Source organism: Campylobacter sp. CFSAN093249, from assembly GCF_011067895.1.
GTDB classification, from domain to species: Bacteria; Campylobacterota; Campylobacteria; order Campylobacterales; family Campylobacteraceae; genus Campylobacter_D; species Campylobacter_D jejuni.
Window position 1 is genome coordinate 115,439 of sequence record NZ_JAAMWM010000004.1, and the last position, 18,479, is coordinate 133,917.

General features: G+C 29.8%; 15 protein-coding genes and 1 pseudogene. 6 read left to right on the forward strand and 10 right to left on the reverse strand.

The window, feature by feature from the left end:
- Positions 1-53 precede the first annotated feature (53 nt).
- From FBF10_RS08940 to FBF10_RS02910, 5 genes and pseudogenes are all read right to left on the reverse strand, one after another.
- Positions 54-1,282, reverse strand: a pseudogene (locus FBF10_RS08940) (DUF2920 family protein).
- Between the two features lie 61 nt (positions 1,283-1,343).
- Positions 1,344-2,084 (reverse strand): phosphate ABC transporter ATP-binding protein PstB, encoded by a 741-nt coding sequence (gene pstB / locus FBF10_RS02895; RefSeq protein WP_004308327.1) that lies wholly within the window; start codon positions 2,082-2,084, stop codon positions 1,344-1,346.
- On the reverse strand, positions 2,081-3,169 hold the full coding sequence (gene pstA, locus FBF10_RS02900) for a phosphate ABC transporter permease PstA (protein ID WP_002784288.1): 1,089 nt from the start codon (positions 3,167-3,169) through the stop codon (positions 2,081-2,083). Before pstA ends, pstB begins: the two co-directional genes overlap by 4 nt.
- The gene (gene pstC / locus FBF10_RS02905; RefSeq protein ID WP_002776292.1) at positions 3,166-4,080 is read right to left on the reverse strand and encodes a phosphate ABC transporter permease subunit PstC; all 915 of its coding nucleotides are present in this window, start codon (positions 4,078-4,080) and stop codon (positions 3,166-3,168) included. Before pstC ends, pstA begins: the two co-directional genes overlap by 4 nt.
- Before the next feature lie 9 nt (positions 4,081-4,089).
- Positions 4,090-5,085, reverse strand: a complete 996-nt coding sequence (locus FBF10_RS02910) for a substrate-binding domain-containing protein (RefSeq protein ID WP_004308324.1) — start codon at positions 5,083-5,085, stop codon at positions 4,090-4,092.
- Positions 5,086-5,265: 180 nt separating this feature from the next.
- On the opposite strand from FBF10_RS02910, the gene ctf reads away from it, so the two are divergent.
- Genes ctf through FBF10_RS02930 form a run of 4 tightly spaced genes read left to right on the forward strand, consistent with a single transcriptional unit; the run spans position 5,266 to position 9,364 of the window.
- A complete protein-coding gene (ctf, locus tag FBF10_RS02915; RefSeq protein ID WP_002825034.1) occupies positions 5,266-5,769 on the forward strand; it encodes a non-heme ferritin in 504 nt (167 codons plus the stop codon).
- A gap of 42 nt (positions 5,770-5,811) precedes the next feature.
- Positions 5,812-7,188 (forward strand): MBOAT family protein, encoded by a 1,377-nt coding sequence (locus tag FBF10_RS02920; RefSeq protein WP_004308322.1) that lies wholly within the window; start codon positions 5,812-5,814, stop codon positions 7,186-7,188.
- Complete coding sequence (locus tag FBF10_RS02925) at positions 7,189-8,199, forward strand: DUF459 domain-containing protein (protein WP_004308320.1); 1,011 nt, start codon at positions 7,189-7,191, stop codon at positions 8,197-8,199.
- On the forward strand, positions 8,186-9,364 hold the full coding sequence (locus tag FBF10_RS02930) for an SGNH/GDSL hydrolase family protein (protein ID WP_004308318.1): 1,179 nt from the start codon (positions 8,186-8,188) through the stop codon (positions 9,362-9,364). The genes FBF10_RS02925 and FBF10_RS02930 overlap by 14 nt, the downstream gene beginning before the upstream one ends.
- Before the next feature lie 2 nt (positions 9,365-9,366).
- On the opposite strand, the gene FBF10_RS02935 is transcribed toward FBF10_RS02930, so the two are convergent.
- The 5 genes from FBF10_RS02935 to ppk2 all read right to left on the reverse strand — a co-directional run bounded on the left by FBF10_RS02935 (position 9,367) and on the right by ppk2 (position 15,995).
- Positions 9,367-10,737, reverse strand: a complete 1,371-nt coding sequence (locus FBF10_RS02935; protein ID WP_004308316.1) for a TolC family protein — start codon at positions 10,735-10,737, stop codon at positions 9,367-9,369.
- Between the two features lies 1 nt (position 10,738).
- Positions 10,739-12,664, reverse strand: a complete 1,926-nt coding sequence (locus tag FBF10_RS02940) for an ABC transporter permease (protein ID WP_004308314.1) — start codon at positions 12,662-12,664, stop codon at positions 10,739-10,741.
- Positions 12,664-13,836, reverse strand: coding sequence for an efflux RND transporter periplasmic adaptor subunit (locus FBF10_RS02945; RefSeq protein ID WP_002884110.1), 1,173 nt, complete (start codon positions 13,834-13,836; stop codon positions 12,664-12,666). Before FBF10_RS02945 ends, FBF10_RS02940 begins: the two co-directional genes overlap by 1 nt.
- 78 nt (positions 13,837-13,914) lie before the next feature.
- Positions 13,915-15,105 (reverse strand): M20 family metallopeptidase, encoded by a 1,191-nt coding sequence (locus FBF10_RS02950; protein WP_002852326.1) that lies wholly within the window; start codon positions 15,103-15,105, stop codon positions 13,915-13,917.
- An 8-nt stretch (positions 15,106-15,113) separates the two neighbouring features.
- On the reverse strand, positions 15,114-15,995 hold the full coding sequence (gene ppk2 / locus FBF10_RS02955; RefSeq protein WP_002852184.1) for a polyphosphate kinase 2: 882 nt from the start codon (positions 15,993-15,995) through the stop codon (positions 15,114-15,116).
- Between the two features lie 94 nt (positions 15,996-16,089).
- Between ppk2 and FBF10_RS02960 the strand changes: the two genes are divergently transcribed.
- Positions 16,090-17,793: a protein-disulfide reductase DsbD gene (locus tag FBF10_RS02960; protein ID WP_004308310.1), complete on the forward strand. Its 1,704-nt coding sequence runs from the start codon at positions 16,090-16,092 to the stop codon at positions 17,791-17,793.
- Positions 17,790-18,458 (forward strand): MOSC domain-containing protein, encoded by a 669-nt coding sequence (locus FBF10_RS02965; RefSeq protein WP_004308309.1) that lies wholly within the window; start codon positions 17,790-17,792, stop codon positions 18,456-18,458. The genes FBF10_RS02960 and FBF10_RS02965 overlap by 4 nt, the downstream gene beginning before the upstream one ends.
- The last annotated feature ends 21 nt before the right edge of the window (positions 18,459-18,479 follow it).

The following is an 18,479-nucleotide window of genomic DNA, read 5'->3' on the forward strand; positions in this document are numbered from 1 at the left end:
AAAAAACAATTCTACTTAAAAATTACTTTTTTAAATATAAATATTTAATATACTCAATTTGTTATATTTAAAATAATTTGATGATTTTCTTCTTTGAAAGTATACACTAGCTCATCACATTTATATGAGACTTCCTTCTTGCAAATTTTATCTTGCAAAGGTTCTTTTAATATTTGCAATAAATGTTTTTTAAAAAATAATTTTGTGCTCAATCCCATTCCATGATTTAAATTTTTAATAAACTTATTATCAACTTGTGAAATAGCAAAAAATTCTACTTTAAAATTTAATTCTTTTAAAATATGTACAAAATTTTCCTTATTTTTAAAAGGAGATCTTTCATCAAAAATACTATGATATACAATATATTTTGGATTTGGGTATAAGCTTTGTATTATTAGATGTTCTTTGTTTAATGGTTCTCTTATGATTTTTCTAGCATTTGAAAAATAATTTTTTGAAAATTTATTATTATTCCAATAAGTTTTATCACTTAAATATAAAAATATATTTTTAAATAAAGTATCATCATATGTTCCATGATATCTAGTAAAATCGATTTCTTTTCCAAAACCTATAAGTCTAAAAATATTTCCAAACAAATTAACAAAAGAAGAATTATCTAATATAAAATCAATACTCCAAGGAGCTATTTTTGCACATAAATTTGCTAAATATCCGCCATATGAATTTCCAAACAAAATCGTTCTAATACCCCCCCCCCATTAGTTTAAATGGAGAATTTTCTTTTATATAAAAAATAGCATTTAAAATATCCATAGCTTGCATTATGCCAAAATTTTGATATTCATTTTTAGATGGTAAAAAGCTTACATGCGTTCTTAATTTATAGTTTTGATTTAGTTTTTGATTTAATTTTAATTTTTGAATTTCTTGATCTATTCTTATAAAAGCATTATTTAGATTTTCATAAGAATTTATACCATAAACATTTATACATTTTAAATTTATAGCCTTTAAACTAGTATCTAAAATGAATTTATCTATATCATCCAAATAAAAACTAGAACGCAAATGAGGTCTATTTCCTATACAATGATAGTTAATATTAATAACAGCAACTTTATAATTTCTAGTCAAATAATCATCAATATAAATATAACTATTCATATCTTCAGCACCACCTGGAATAATACAAACAATAGCTTCTATTTCTTTACTATCATCATAAGTCAATCTAAATTCTAATTTACTTCCCCTTTTTGATATTTAATTCTACATCATCACAAGAATCTATAGAATAAATTTGGTTTATAATCATATTAAACCTTTTTTTGGAAATTTTTAATTAATTATATCATCAAATTTCCAAAAAATAAATCTCACCCAAAAGCACCGCTTAAGTAAGCCTTGGTTTTTTCTTGTTTTGGATTTTCAAAAAATTCCTTGCTTTCTCCAAATTCTATAAGCTCACCTAGGTGAAAAAATACAGTATAATCAGCCACGCGTTTGCCTTGTTGCATATTATGCGTAACCATGATCATAGAAAGATTATGACTTAGTTCTTTTAAGAGCTCTTCTATAACACCTGAGCTAATAGGATCAAGTGCGGAAGTTGGCTCATCTAAAAGCAAGAGCTTAGGTTTTATTGCTAAAGCTCTTGCAATACAAAGGCGTTGTTGTTGTCCGCCTGAAAGAGCTAGGGCATTTTGTTTTAATTTATCTTTAACCTCTTCAAAAAGCCCCACTTTTTGCAAGCAATCCACCACCAAAGCTTCTTCTTCATCTTTGTTTTTAATCATACCGTGAAGTTTTGGTGCATAAGAGATGTTTTCATAAATGCTTTTTACAAAAACATTAGGTTGTTGAAAAACCATGCCTACATTTTTACGCAAAGCTACTACATCTTGATTTTTAACATCTTTTCCTTCAATTTCCACCAAACCATCGATTTTTGCAATTTTATCATTCATTCTATTAAAACAGCGCAAAAAAGTGGATTTACCACATCCTGAAGCACCGATGAGTGCAGTAATTTTGTTTTGCTCTATTTGCATATTGATATCAAATAAAGCTTGTTTTTTTCCATAAAATAAATTTAAATTTGTTGTTTTTGCTATCACTTTAATTTTCCTTGAAAATATTTTCTTAATAATATTGCACTAAGATTTAATACGACTAAAAGTCCTAAAAGCACAATAATACCCGCTGCGGTTCTTTCTAAAAATGCACGCTCTGGCATAGCCGACCATGAGTAAATTTGAGCAGGTAAAACGCTAGTTGGATCAAAAATCGAACTAGCTACATCAGGGATAAATGCTATCATACCGATAATCATCAAAGGTGCAGTCTCGCCTATAGCCCCTGCTAAAGTCAAAATAGAACCTGTTAAAATCATAGGCATAGCTAAAGGTAGCATAATGCCTTTTACCATTTGAACCTTTGTCATACCTAAGGCATAAGCAGCATTTTTCATATTGATATCCACACTTTTTAAGGCCGCTTTGGTTGAAACAATGATAATAGGCAAACTCATGATCGCCAAAGTAAGCCCACCCACTAAAGCACTTGAACGAGGCATTCCAAAAAGATTGATAAACACTCCAAGTCCTAAAAGTCCAAACAAGATACTAGGAATACTTGCAAGGTTGTTAATACACACTTCTATAAAATGCGTAAGGATATTTTGTGGTGCAAATTCTTCTAAGTAAATTGCCGCTGCAACGCCTATAGGAACACTCACAACCATACAAACAAGCATAACAAGCAAAGTCCCTACAACTGAAGATAAAATTCCTGAATTTTCAGGAGATTTTGAGTCTCCATTTAAAAAGAAATTGCTATTAAATTTAAGCTCTATCTCGCCTTTTTGCATAAGATCATCGACTAAAGTTCTTTGTTTTTCACTAAGGCGATTATATTTTTGCTTCATATATTGATCTACTTCTGAATTTGCCAAAAGCCAAGATTTTTCAGTGATTTGCCCTGTTCTTATCTTTCTTTGCTCAGCACGAGATAAAAGATCATAAGCAGGAGAATTTCTATTAGCCTCTACAAAAATATAGGTTTGCTTAAAAGCAGGAAATCCAAGATAAGCCACACTTCCTAAAAAGATACAAAGAAAAATTAAATTAATATAAAGCCCCATTTTACAAAGTCTTTTAAAAGACTTTGAAGCTTTTTGTCTTTTTTTAAAAAGTTTTTTCATAAATTTTTCCTTTTGTGAAAGCGATTGATAAGATAAACGCTAAACATATTGATGATTAAAGTGATGACAAAAAGCACCAAACCTAAAGAAAAAGCACTTAAAGCCAAAGAACTATCAAAAGCTTGATCTCCACTTAAAGCTTCTACGATTTTTACCGTTACCGTTGTCATATCTTCTAAAAAATTTAAAGTTAAATTTGGACGCAAAGAAGCTGCCATCACCACTATCATAGTTTCGCCTAAGGCTCTTGAAAGTCCTAAAAGACAAGCTGCAACTATACCAGGAATAGCCTCAGGTAAAATCACGGCAAAAACCACTTCTTTTTTTGTCATACCTAAAGCATAAGCGCCATTAATCCTTTTCTCGCTTACTGCTTCAATACAATCTTGAGATAAAGAAGCCACTATAGGTACTATCATGATCCCCATGATAAAACCTGCACCTAAAGCACTTTGAAAGCTTGCTTGTATGCCAAATAAAGAAAAAAACCACACTATAAAAGGCGCTACAACTATAGCCGCAAAAAATCCAAAAACAACAGTAGGAATCCCTGCAATGATTTCTAAAATAGGTTTTAAGTAATTTTTAGATTTTTTGCCAGCAAAAACACCTAAATATATAGCACACATAACCCCTAAAGGTAAAGCCGTTAGCATAGCAATCAATGAAATATAAAAAGTTCCCCAAAAAAGCGATAGCGCCCCAAAAACACCTTGTTTACTCGTGCCATCTGCATTCATAAAAGCTGCATCAGCTGCCCACTGACTTGAGAATAAAAAGGTAACAACGCTTTCTTTTTGAAAGAATTTTAAAGCTTCAATTAAAATTGTAAGCATGATAGCAAAACTTACTATCACGCTTACAAAAGCACATAAAAAAAGTGCAAATTTGATTATTTTTTCTTTTAACAAAGTTTTTCCTTAAAAAACTTTTCCAGCTTTTACAAGCTCATCATTTAAAATTTTTCTATCTTCTACGTGTTTTTGAGAAGCTTTTAATTTATCATCACTTAAAGGAACAAGTCCTATTTTTTCAAGCTCTCCACCACTTTTTGCCAAATCATCACTCATATAAATTTTTGCAAAATCAAAGGCTTCTTTTGGATTTTTCTTAGCATTGATATAAATAAACAAACTTCTTGCAAGTTCGTATTTTTCATCTGCGATGCTTTCTTCGCTTGGCGTAACACCATCGATATTAGCAGCATTGATTTTGTCTGAATTGCTCACTAAAAAGCTATAACCAAAAATTCCAAAAGCATCCTTATCAATAGTAAGTTTGGAAACGATTAGATTATCATTTTCACCACTTGGGATATAAGCACCATCTTGGCGTATGGTTTTATACTCGCCTTTATACTCAGGAATTTTTTTAGACACATCACTCATTACAAGCTCTTCTATAGTATCTCTTGTTCCTGAACTTGATGGTGGACCATAAACACTAATTTTACGATTTGGTAAATTTTTATTGATTTGATTCCAGTTTGTATAAGGATTTGGTATAAGTTTTCCATTTTGTGGAATTTCTTTTGCCAATGCTAAGAAAAGTTCTTTTTTTGTGATATTTAATGGAGCATTGGTTTTATTTTGAGCTAAAACTATACCATCATAACCTATCATCATCCCTACTATATCAGTTACCCCTGCTTTTTTGCAAGTTTCAAATTCGCTTAATTTCATAGGTCTTGAAGCATTAGAAATATCAGTAGTTCCTTCACAAAATACCTTAAATCCACCCCCTGTTCCCAAGCTCTCTACTATAGGAGTTTTTGTATTTTTGATCGAAGCATATTCTTCAGCTACAAAAGAAGTAAAAGGATACACAGTCGATGAACCTGCGATTTTTAAATCTGCTGCACTTAAAGCACCACAAAGTGCAAGACTTGCCACACTTAAAGATAGAATTTTTTTCATTTTTTCTCCTTAACTTTAAAAAAAGTAATGGAAGTTTAAAAAAACTTGGAAACATTTTGGAAACATTTTTTATTTTGTATTTTTCTTAAATATAATTTTTAACTATCAAAAAATTTAGCTTGTTTTTAAAAAAATAATATATCATTACAAAACATTTTAAATTTTAATAAGGAGATAAGAATGCTTTCTAAAGAAGTTATAAAATTACTCAATGAACAAATAAACAAAGAAATGTATGCAGCAAACTTATATCTTAGTATGAGTTCTTGGTGTTATGAAAACAGTCTTGATGGAGCTGGAGCCTTCTTGTTTGCACATGCAAGCGAAGAAAGCGATCATGCTAAAAAGCTTATCACTTATCTTAATGAAACAGATTCTCATGTAGAGCTTCAAGAAGTAAAACAGCCTGAACAAAATTTCAAATCTTTACTTGATGTTTTTGAAAAAACCTATGAACATGAGCAATTTATCACAAAGTCAATCAATACTTTAGTTGAACACATGCTAACACATAAAGACTATTCTACTTTTAATTTCTTACAATGGTATGTAAGCGAACAACACGAAGAAGAAGCACTTTTCCGCGGTATAGTTGACAAGATTAAATTAATCGGGGAACACGGAAATGGACTTTATTTAGCTGATCAATACATCAAAAATATTGCATTAAGTAGAAAAAAATAATCTTTGCCCTATTATGGGCAAATCTCGCTTTGGATTGAAGGTATGACTTATTTTTCTCTAGAATTTAGTATTTTAATGATAGCTTTTTTTGCTATTTATTGGACTTTTAAAAATGATTATAAAATACAAAATATTTTAATTTTAATTTTCTCTTATATTATTTATATTTTAATCAATCCTTATTTCGCCTTAGTTTTATTTATATATACCTTTTTTATACACTATTTCGCCTTGCTAATTTTTGTGCGTCGCAAGCGTTATATTTTCGCTACTTGTATAGCTTTTATTATTTTAAATTTATGTTTTTTTAAATACTTTCCTAGCATCAAAGGAAGTGTTGATGAGATATTAAATTTTTTCGGTTTAGAATTTTTAAATATTGATTTAGTATTACCAATAGGAATTAGTTTTTATACCTTTACTTCTATCACTTATCTTGTGGAAGTTTATCAAAAACGCCGTTTAGAAAGTTTTTTAAATTTAGCAACCTTCTTATCATTTTTTCCAACACTACTTTCAGGGCCTATTATGCGAAGTTCTTTTTTCTTTGAACAGGCGTATCAAAAACGCGAATTTAAACATGCAAATTTAATCATCATCTTGCTTGTTTTTGGTATAGTTAAAAAAGTTTTAATAGCCAATTACCTTGGAATTTATGCTAAAAGTATTTTAGACTTTCCACAATCTTATAATTTCATACAACTTTTAAGCGCAATTTACGCCTATGCAATTCAAATATACTGCGATTTTAGCGGATATGTTGATTTAGTTTGTGCTTTTGCTTTAATGTTAGGTTTTACCCTTCCGCCTAACTTTAACATGCCTTATCTTGCAAAAAACCTAAAAGATTTTTGGGCTAGATGGCATATCAGTCTTTCAACCTTTATAAGAGATTATATCTATATACCTTTAGGGGGCAATAGAAAAGGAATACCACGCACTGTAGCTAATATACTCATCGCTTTTATACTTTCAGGTATGTGGCATGGCAATACACTTGCTTTTATTGTTTGGGGTTTATTGCATGGTATTGGCATAGTTTTTATACATTTGCTAACTTTAAGCAAATTTAGTTTACAAAAAATTCCAGCTTTAGGAAGATTTTTAACCTTTCAATTTGTATGTTTTACTTGGATTTTCTTTTATTATAGCAAAAATCTAGAAGATGCAATAGAATATTTTAAAGCTTGTTATTATAATTTCTTCCAAATTCCATCCTATAATGATATTTATATGTTGGTTGCTTTTGGGGTTCTTTTTATGATCTATCCTTTATTTATTAATTTTAAAGAATATTGCATTAAGATTTTAAATCTTACTCCATTTTTACTAAAACCTTTTATCATAGCTTTTATTTTACTTTTGGTTTTTGCTTTTATGCCAGATGGAATTCCTGATTTTATTTATTCGAGTTTTTAGATGAGTGTGGTTAGATTTTTCTTTATTTTGATTATAGTGCTTGGCTTGGTTGTTGTAGTTATGAATCAGAGTATTAGCTCTTATATAGAACAAAAATATCACTTTGCATTCTATCCTCATAATGATCTTTTAAAAGAAGCCAATGGCTTCAAAATTAAATTAGAACAAATTCGTGCAATTTTAAGCAACGAACCCTTGCCTCAAACTAATGAAGAAACTACAAATCAAGAAAATAAATCAATAGATGAAAACTTAAGTAAAATAGATAAAGTTCTAAACACTTTAGAAAATGATGAAAACACTTCTCATAAAGAAACAAATCCAACCTTAATCCAAGATGCAAATATTAGTTTTATCGACAATACCAAATTAGAACTACAAAATGAAGATGAGTTTTTATTTATCGGAGATTCTTTAATGCAAGGTGTTGCAATAGCCTTAAATAGAGATTTAAGAAATTTAAATCTTAAGGTAACCGATCTTAGCAAACAAAATACAGGCCTTTCTTATAAATCCTATTTTGATTGGTCAAAAGCAACCAATGAAGCTTTTGTTAAAAACTCAAATATTAAATATCTTGTTGTTCTTCTTGGTGCTAATGATCCTTGGGATATTAAAAAAGGAGGAAGTTATCATCGTTTTGGCTCCCCTTCTTGGATAGATATTTACACAAGTCGTGTAGATGAAATCATTAAGATCGCTAAAAAACATAAAGCCAAAGTTTTTTGGTTTGAAATCCCTCCTGTAAAAAGAGAGGAACTAAACAAAAAAATACAAATACTTAACAAAATTTACAGCGATGAAATTCTTAAAAATAAAGAAATTTTTATCAACACTAAGCTATTTTTTAGCGTCAATGATCAATACTCAGCTTATATAAAAGATGAAAACAATAGAAGTATAAAAGTAAGAACAGATGATGGGGTTCATTTTACTCCAAGTGGCGCAAGAGAAATGTCTAAACTTTTATTAGAACACATAAAACTTAAGGAAGAAAATGCTAGTAAATAAATTTAAAATTATCTTCTTGTTTTTTATTATTTTTACTAGCTCTTATGCACAAAATTTAAATACAAATGACACAATAGATTCCATACTCAATCAAAACAAAAATCACTCTGCTTTAACAAGTTATGTATCAAAAAAAGATCTTAAAAATCTAGAAAAAAAATTAGAAAAAAATCAAAACATAGGAATTAGAATTTATGGGGATTCTCATATGGCGGCTGATTTCTTTCCGCGTGTCATAAGAGGATATTTAATCCGTTCTAACTCTATAGGTTTTGCCTATCCTTTACAGCCTAAATATCAACAAAATCTTAATCTTGTTTATTCTTATAAAAACTTTGAAATTTTAAACTCAAGAAATCCTGCTAATGCTGGACATAATTTTCCACTAGGTGGGATAATAGCCAAAGCAAAAACTAAAGGCGCAAAAATCAACCTTGATACAACCCTAGATAAAAAAAATTTCAAAATAGGATTTTTATTTAAAGCCAAGCAAAATACCAATGCTTTTAGCATCAAAGATGCAAAAAATCAAAGCTATGAGTTAAGAACTACACAAATTAACAAATGGTCTTATAAAGAACTAGAACTTGATCTTCCTTTGCAAATTTCAGCCTTACAAAAGGATGCTGAACTAGGAGGATATTTCATCACAAATAAAGATAATAATGTTTTCTTAGATACCATTGCAATCAATGGTGCCAAAAGTGATTTATGGCTCTCTTGGAATCAAGAAGTTGTAAAAAAAGAACTAGAACTTTTACACAATGATTTAATTATTCTTGCCTATGGTTCTAATGATGCACTCTTTAAAGGGTTTGAAAAACAAAAATTTAAAAACAATTTAAAAAAATGGATTAGTATTTTAAAAACTTACAATAAAAACGCTGTTATCATATTAATCTCTCCACCAACCGTAGTTCAAAAACAAGGTAAAAACTACAAGCTTGCTCCTGATTTTTTTACCATACGCAAAGCATTATATGAAGTTGCTAAAGAAGAAAAAACTCTTATCTTTGATATGCATCAGTTTATGCAAGATAGTGGGGGAAAAAACAAATGGATAGAACAAAAGCTTTCACTCAATGATGTACATCTTACTATAAAAGGCTATGAGCTAATGGCTAAAAAGTTACTCGAGGATTTAAAAAATATCATTGATTATTAAATTTAATACTTAGGAAATTCTAAGTTTTTATCATTAAAACTTAAAGCTGTGATTTGATAGTAAGAATTAATGGTTTTTAAAAGATTAAATCTGGCTCTTAAAAATTCTTGCTGGGTAGAATTTAAAGTATTGTTTGCATCCAAATAATCTTTTAATTCGCTTTTTCCTAAAATATATTTTTCATAATACGCCTTAGTGATAAGCTCTTGTTTAATGTTAATATTTTGCAAATTTTGCAAAAGCAAGGTGTCGCTTTGATAATCTTTATAATTCAATGCAAATTCATTCATCGCGCTTTGCAAAGTTTGCTCATAAGAAATTAAAAGTTGCTCATAAGCAAATTGTGAAATTTTGATATTTTGCTTTACCCTACCATAATCTAAGAAAGGTAAAGAAATCTTAACATTACCACTTAAAATTTCAAATTTAAAACTATCATCAATTTTTTTATCACTCCCACTTAATGCTCCACCTAAAGAAATACTAGGCAAAATAGATTTTTGCATGGAAGAATAATCCTTAAAGGCTGATTTTAAGCTATTGAGTTTAGATCTCACATCTGCACGGTACGCTAAAGCTTTTAAAGGTATATTAAAATCAGGACTTAAGGTTTTAAAATCATTTAAAGATAAAGTTTTAAAATACTCTATGTAAGCAAAACCTTCTTGCTTTGCCAATAAATCTTGTAAATTTTTTATGAGTAAATTACGATTTTGATCATTGCTTAATAAATTTTGTTTAGCTCTTAATAAGCTTTGTTCTATGTTTAAAAGATCTAATTCTTCTATTTTTCCAAGCTTGTATTTATAGTTATAAAGCTCTTTCATTTGTTCTAAATTTGAAAGATAAGCTCGAAGCAATTTATCTACATCGTTAAAATAAGCCAGCTCAAAAACATCATTTAAAGCTGTATTGATCATGCTTATTTTTAAATTTTCAAGATCATAAGCACTTGCTTTTGCACTAAATTCACTCGCACTTGCACTATCTCTTAATTTTCCATAAATATCAAGCTCATAGCTTAAATTTAAAGAATTATTGAAATTTTTACTTTGTTTGCCTGAATTTAAATCTTTATCTCCACCAAAACCCAAATTTCCACTTAAAGTCGGATATAAATCATAATCAATCAAATCAGCTCTAGCCAAAGCCGAAAGCAAAGTTTTTCTAGCAATATTAATATCACTATTATTCAATAAAACAAAATTTAGAAATTCATTTAATTTTGCATTATCATAAGATCTATACCAATCATAAGTAAGATTTAAATCTTTCATTTGTTCTTGAGTTAAATCAACTTCTTTAGGCAAGCTAAGTTTTACACCACAAGCGCTCAAGAAAAATGCTAAAAAAATGCTAAGTATTATTTTCATTTTATTCCTTTGATAATGCACTAATAGGATTTAAATTTGCTGCATTTCTTGCAGGGAAAAAACCAAAAACCACACCGATAAACATAGAACTTAAAAGTCCCAAAAGCACAGAATAGGCATTTAAAATCATAGGAAAATCCGTACTTAAAGTATTAAAAGCAAAAATAACAAAAATCGATAAAATCACACCTAAAATCGCCCCTATAGTACAAATCATAACCGCTTCGATTAAAAACTGCATCATAATATCTTCTCTTCTAGCCCCTATAGCCATGCGTATGCCTATTTCTCTTGTTCTTTCACTTACAGAAACAAGCATGATATTCATCACTCCTATACCCCCAACAATCAAAGCAATCACAGCCACACAAGCGGTAAGTATGGTTGTAGTGCGTTTATTTGCTGTAATAGCTTGCTTAAAAGTGTCAGAATTAAAAGTAAAAAAATCCTTTTGTCCGCGTTTAATTTCTAAAATTCTTATAATAGCATTTTCAGCCAAAGTTGAACTCACATCATCTTTAACCTTAACTATGATTTCACGCAAATTTCTATCTCCTGTAAGCTTATTCATCAGTGTTGTATAGGGTATATAAAGACGTACTACATTATCTTCTATAGGCTTGTCTGTATCTTTTTGCAAAACTCCTATAATCTTAAAAGGTTGAGAATTAAAAAGCACCACACGACCTAAAATATTTTCACTTTTTTCATCAGGAAAAAGATTTTTTTTAGCGTTAAAATCCAATACAGCAACATTGGTACTATTTTTTACATCATCATTATTTAAAATTCTTCCCGCATCTATCCTTAAACCTTCTATAGCAAAATTATTTATCCCTACTCCTTCAGCTCTTGCGCTTAAAGAAATATTGGTATAAGTTGCCACTCCTGAAGTATTTGAATGAGCATCAACTGCTTCTAAATATTCTAAAGATCTTAGCGTTTCTAAATCACTAAAATTAAGCCTTGTTTTACCCGAACGCAAATCCCCAAATCCTTTTCCAGGGCGAATTTCAATAGTATTTGTCCCAAGTCTTGCAATAGACTCAAGCACTTTAGCTTGAGAGCCTAATCCTAAAGCTACAACACAAACTACAGAAGCAATACCTATGATGATTCCAAGCATAGTTAAAATAGAACGAAGTTTGTGTGCAAGTATGGAAGAATAAGCTATCTTAAAACATTCAAAGGCTTGATTTTTAAGCAAAGTAAGTGTTTTTTTCTCTTTGGGCATTGTTTTTAAAATAAGTTTTTCTTGAGCTTTTTCCTTTTTAGTATCGCTTAAAATTTCTCCATCTTTAATCTCTATAACCCTTTTAGCTTGTGCTGCAATTTTTGGATCGTGAGTTACTAAGACTATAGTATGACCTTGCTCGTTAAGTTTTTGTAAAATTTCAAGCACCATAATACCGCTTTTACTATCCAAAGCTCCCGTTGGTTCATCAGCCAAAATAAGCTCTCCGCCATTGATTAAAGCTCTTGCTATAGAAACGCGTTGTTGCTGCCCTCCGCTTAATTCGTTTGGCTTAGAATCTAACTTGTGAGCTAATTCTAAATCATTTAAGAGTTTTTTAGCATTTTGACTTCTTTCTTGTAAATTTTTTCCCGCATAAACTGCAGGTAAAGAAACATTTTCTTTAGCACTAAGCAAGCTTAAAAGATTATATCTTTGAAATATAAAGCCTATTTTTTCACGCCTTAATCTTGCTTTTTCATAGTTATTAAGTTTAGTGACTTCATACTCATCAAAAACATAAGTTCCGCTACTTGGCGTATCTAATGTTCCTATGATATTTAAAAGTGAAGTTTTACCACTTCCACTTTGTCCTATAATAGCAACAAATTCACCTTTTTCTATACTTAAACTTACATTTTTTAAAATGGCATTTTCACCTATATTCTTGCAAATATTTTTAAGAAAAATCATTAAAATCTCAACTTCATTTTAGTGGCTAAGCCATCAGCACTTGAGCTTACTATCAATTCTTCATTTTCATTTACGCCTTCTAAAATTTGAGTATTGATAGAATCTTTAATGCCAAGTTTGACATATTTTTTAACAGCTTTTTGATTTTCTAAAATTTCAACATAATAACCTTTTGGATCGCTTTTAATTGCATAAGTTGGCACTGCTAAAACAGCCTTTGCACTCGCTACGACAATTTCATTTTGTATACTCATACCAATACGCAAAAAATCATCTTTATTGGCTACATAAAATTTTGCGTAATAATAAATAGCATTTGATGAGCTTGAGCTTGAAGAACTCGAACTTGATGAGCTTGAGCTTGTACTAGAATCACTCACTTCAGTATCAGCTGGATCTATACTTGCAATCTTAGCATGATAAGTTTTTTGAGGATCATTAAGCAAAGAAAAATCAAGCTCTGTTCCTACTTTTATCTTACTCACATCAGCCTCTGCTATTTCCATTCTTACTTCCATTTCGTCTAAATTAGCTATACGGACTATAGTAGGAGTGTTTTGATTAGCATTAACTGTTTGTCCTTCATCTACAGCTACATTAATCACAACACCATCCATAGGAGCAGTAATGGTTGTATAACCTAAATCTTTTTGTGCATTTTTAAGAGTGATTTCAAGCTGAACTACTTGAGCATTAAGCTCTGCAACATTGGCTTTTAAAGTATAATAATTATTTTTTTGAGTTTCTAAATTTTCAAGAGAACTTGCTTTAGCTGCATAAAGTTTTTGCTCTCTTTGATATTGCTTATTCGCAATCTCAAGGGCAACTTTTTTACTCTCTAAATTAGCCTTAGCACTTTCAAGCTGAGCTTTTGTAATATCTAAATCGTTTTGTTGTTTATCTTTGTCAATTTGAGCGATCAAATCACCTTGCTTTACATGAGTTCCCACATCAACATAAAGTTTTATAATTTGTCCACTAACTTGAGCACCCACATCAACTTGATCTTTGGCATATACCTTTCCTACTGCCTCTATGGTTTGAGATATATCTTTTTTTTGTATTTTTTGAGTTAAATAGCTGATTTTTTCATCATTATTAAAAAAAATAAAATAAGCCCCAACACTTCCAAGTATTGCAATTAAAATGATTAAAACAATCTTCTTTTTCATAATAACAAATCCTAAAGAAAAATCAAGATTAAATTTTACTCATTTTTTGTGAATTTTTTGTGAATTTTTAATTCTATTTTATAAATTTAAAAATTCTAAAGCCATCATCACATCACCCTGCATTAAAACTTTTAAATTTTCATCATCCCAACAAAAAGTAGAACTATGATGCAAAGCTGGATGATTTAAATCCTTTGAAATTCCAACAAATACATAAGCCCCCATTCTTTCTCGTGTTAAAAAAGCAAAATCTTCAGCCCCCATGTCAGGTTTAGAAGAAACAATGATATTTTCTTCTCCTAAGACCTTTGCAAAAGCTTTTCTTGCTATTAAAACAGCTTTTTCATCATTAATCAATGGAGGAAATTCTTTAGTATATTTAAGCTTATAATCTCCGCCATTGGATTTTGCTGTAGCAGCAGCCACTTCTTCTAAAGAACTTTTTAAAATATCTTGCGTTTTATCATTTAAAAAGCGCACAGTTCCTTTTAAATAAGCATTTGTAGGAATAACATTATAAGTAGTTCCTGCACAAATTTGACCTACGGTAATCACCCCTGCTTCATAAGGGGCTAAACGTCTAGAAATAACACTTTGTATATTATTTACAAATTGCGTTGTCATAATTATAGGATCTATACAAGTGTGCGGATGAGCTCCATGCCCTCCTCTGCCAATAAATTCCAAATCAAAAATATCCGTTCCAGCCATCATTTCACCACTTACAATTTGAGCAGTATTTTCAAGCAAAGGCCCCCATAAATGACAACCAAAAACTGCATCAACATAAGGATTTTCCAATACACCTGATTCTATCATAGGTTTAGCTCCACCGCTTCCCTCTTCTGCGGGCTGAAACATAAACTTAATCGTGCCACAAAATTCATCTTTAAGCTCATTTAATATCAAAGCAGCTCCCAAAAGTCCTGCTGTATGTCCATCATGTCCACATGCGTGCATCTTACCATCAATTTTTGAAGCATAACTTAGATTAGTTTTTTCTTGCACAGGCAAAGCATCCATATCCGCTCTTAAAAGAACACATTTTGGTTTTTTCTGACTCTTCTTTTTTCCTTCTATAATAGCTAAAATTCCTGTTTTTGCAATATTTTTTTGATATTTAATGCCAAACTCATCTAAAATTTTACACACTAAATGGGCTGTATTTTCTTCTTCAAATTCAAGCTCAGGATGCATATGAATTTGATGTCTTAAATCAACTACTTTATCATAGTACTTTAGTGCTAAATTTTCAACCAGCTTTTGCATTCTTTTCCTTAATCTAAATCTTTTATTTTCTCATCTGCTTTTTTACTGTCAAGTTTTTCCAAATTCGCCTCCATTTTTCGTATTTCTTCTTCTCCACTACGCACTAATTTTGCATCAATTTTGGAAAAATCTCCAGTTTTTTTATTTGGATATTCTACCTTAGAAAGTATAAAACGCAATAAATTTAATCTTGCTTTTTTCTTATCATCAGAAGAAATAATAGTCCAAGGACAAGTTGGAGTATTAGATGCTAAAAGCATAGAGTATTTAGCTAAAGTATATTTATCCCATAATTCTTGCGATTTTTGATCCACAGGAGATAATTTATATTGTTTAAGTGGATCGCTTCGGCGTTTTTCAAAACGTTTTTTTTGCTCGTCTTTTGATACTGAAAAATAAAATTTAAAAAAAATAATATCACTATTTGAAATCATATTTTCAAACAAAGGCACTTCTCTTAAAAAATCTTTATGTTGTTGCGGTGTACAAAAACCCATAACCGGTTCTACTCCTGCACGATTATACCAAGATCTGTCAAAAATCACAATCTCACCGGCTGAGGGCAAATGTGCTATATAACGCTGAAAATACCACTGTGTTTTTTCCACATCACTAGGTTTTTCAAGAGCCACAACGCGGCAACCACGCGGATTTAAATGCTCAATCAAACGTTTAATCGCCCCACCTTTTCCAGCCGCATCACGCCCTTCTATAAGTATAAGAACCTTTAAACCCTTGGCTTTAACATGATTTTGAAATTTCAAAAGCTCAATTTGCAAATTCTTTAAATCTTTTTCATATTCTATTGTACTTTTCTTTCTTTTAACAGAAACATAAATTTCATTCTTTTTAACAACCGCTTGCGCTTTTGGAGAATTATTTTCTTGCATTTTCAAACCTTTATAAAGTATTTAAAGTAAATTTACCATAATAAATTATAATTGAAGCTAAAAATAAAGGAAAAAATAAGTTTTTAGGAAATTTATGCGTATTTTTGGTATTATTTTATTAAGTTTTTGTTTATGTTTTGCTTCTATATTATCTTTAAATGAAGCTTTTAATGTAAAATCAAACTCTTATAATAACTCTATCTCAATTGATATTGAACTTGGAAAAGATATTTATCTTTATTCTAATAAACTTAAATTATATATAAACGAAAAAGATATAAGTTCTTTGATTAATCTACCTCAAAGTTCTACAAGAGGTAATGAAAATATTTATTATCAAAAATTAAATTTAGCTTTGCCAAATTTATTACTAGAGCGCTTTGCAAAAAATACCACAAATTTAATCAAACTCGAATTTCAAGGCTGTTCTGAACAAGGCTTGTGTTATAATCCTCAAACTTGGTACTTTGATCTCATTTCTAAAAAAGATGCTTTTGAAATTTCAAAACCTTACAAAGCTCAAAAAACAGATAAAAAAACTAAAATTGAATCTGAAGAAAGCTCTATAGCAAATTTTTTAGCAACAGATAACTTTTTTTGGATTTTGCTAAGTTTTTTTGGCTATGGACTTTTACTCTCCTTAACACCTTGTATTTTACCTATGATTCCGATTTTATCTTCTCTTATCGTAGCAAAAAGTAATGCTAAATTTTCAAAAAAATATAGTTTTTTTCTCTCTTTTATCTATGTTTTTTTCATGTCTTTAGCCTATGCTATTGCTGGAGTTATAGCAAGTTTTCTAGGAGCAAGTATTCAAGGAATTTTACAAAAACCTATTATTTTAATTCTTTTTGCTCTAATTTTCATAGCTTTTGCTTTTGCTATGTTTGGAGCTTTTCGTTTTGAATTGCCATTAAGATTTCAAACCTTTATACATAAAAAAAGCGAAAAAGGGAAAGGAGTTTTAGGTATAGCCATCATGGGATTTTTATCTGCTTTAATAGTAGGTCCTTGCGTAGCAGCTCCTTTAGCAGGTGCTTTAATTTATATAGCCAATACAGGCAATGCTTTATTAGGTGGTAGTGCGCTTTTTATCATGAGTTTTGGCATGGGTATACCTTTGCTTTTCATAGGCTTAGGATTAGGTTTTATTAAACCTGGTTTTTGGATGGAAAAAGTAAAAATTTTCTTTGGTTTTGTTATGTTGGCTATGGCTATTTGGATACTTTCTAGAATTATTGAAGAAAATTACATTTTAATTGCCTATGGAATTTTAGGTGTATTTTTTAGTGTTTTTATGGGAATTTTTGAAAAAAGTTTTACAATAATTTCTAAAATTAAAAAAAGTATTTTAATTCTTATTTTAGCTTATTCTCTAAGTATTTTCCTAGGGGGACTTTTTGGGGCTAAAAATTTCTTAAATCCTTTAAATTTCAATACTATATCTGCCTCAAAACCTGCTTTAAGCTATGATTATATCAACAATTTTGAACAATTAAAGCAAGAAATACAAACAAATACAAAGCCCATAATGCTTGATTTTACTGCATCTTGGTGTGAAAATTGCAAACTTTTAGATGAATTAACCTTTAGCGATGAAAGAATCATACAAAAAATGCAAAATTACAAACTTATCAAAGTTGATGTAAGCGAAAATAATAATGAACAAATTAAAACCATGAAAGAATTTAATGTTTTTGGCCCACCTGTTTTAATTTTCTTTGAAAATGGAAAAGAAAAATTAAAAATCACGGGTTTTATCAGTGCTGATGATTTATTAAAAAAACTAGAACCATGAAAATTCAAAGTTTGCAAATAGGGAAAATTAAAAACTATAAAAATTTCCAAAGCGCATTTATTAAAGATACTTACCTAGAAGAAATACAAATTGATTTTCTAGGTGTTTTAGATGATCAAATAGCTGATAAAATTCATCATGGAGGCTACTATAAGGCTATTTTTGCCAACTCTTGTCAAAACTATCCTATATGGGAAAGATTTCTTAATAAAAAGCTAAATTTTGGCTCAATGGGTGAAAATTTGAGCATCGATGGGCTTTGTGAACAAAATGTTTGCATAGGTGATATACATCAATTTTCAAATGCAATACTGCAAGTAAGCGAACCTAGAAAACCTTGTGTAAAAATTTCTAAAATTCACAATAATCCAAATTTTACACATGAAATTTTTAAAACGGGCTTGAGTGGATGGTATTATAAAGTTTTACAAGTTGGACAAATACGAAAGCATGAAAACATTAAAATTTTAGAAAAAAATTCTACTTCACTTAGTGTATTTGAACTCAATCAACTTTTTTACTCCCCATATCAAATTCTTAAGCAAAATCCGAATTTATTAGATAAATTAGAAAAATTAAACTCTCTCATATCTCAAAATTGGCACGAAACAATACACAAACGCTTAAAAAATACTTACGATATAAGCTATATGGATAGCTTATAAGTTTTTAAAGTTATTTTTAGG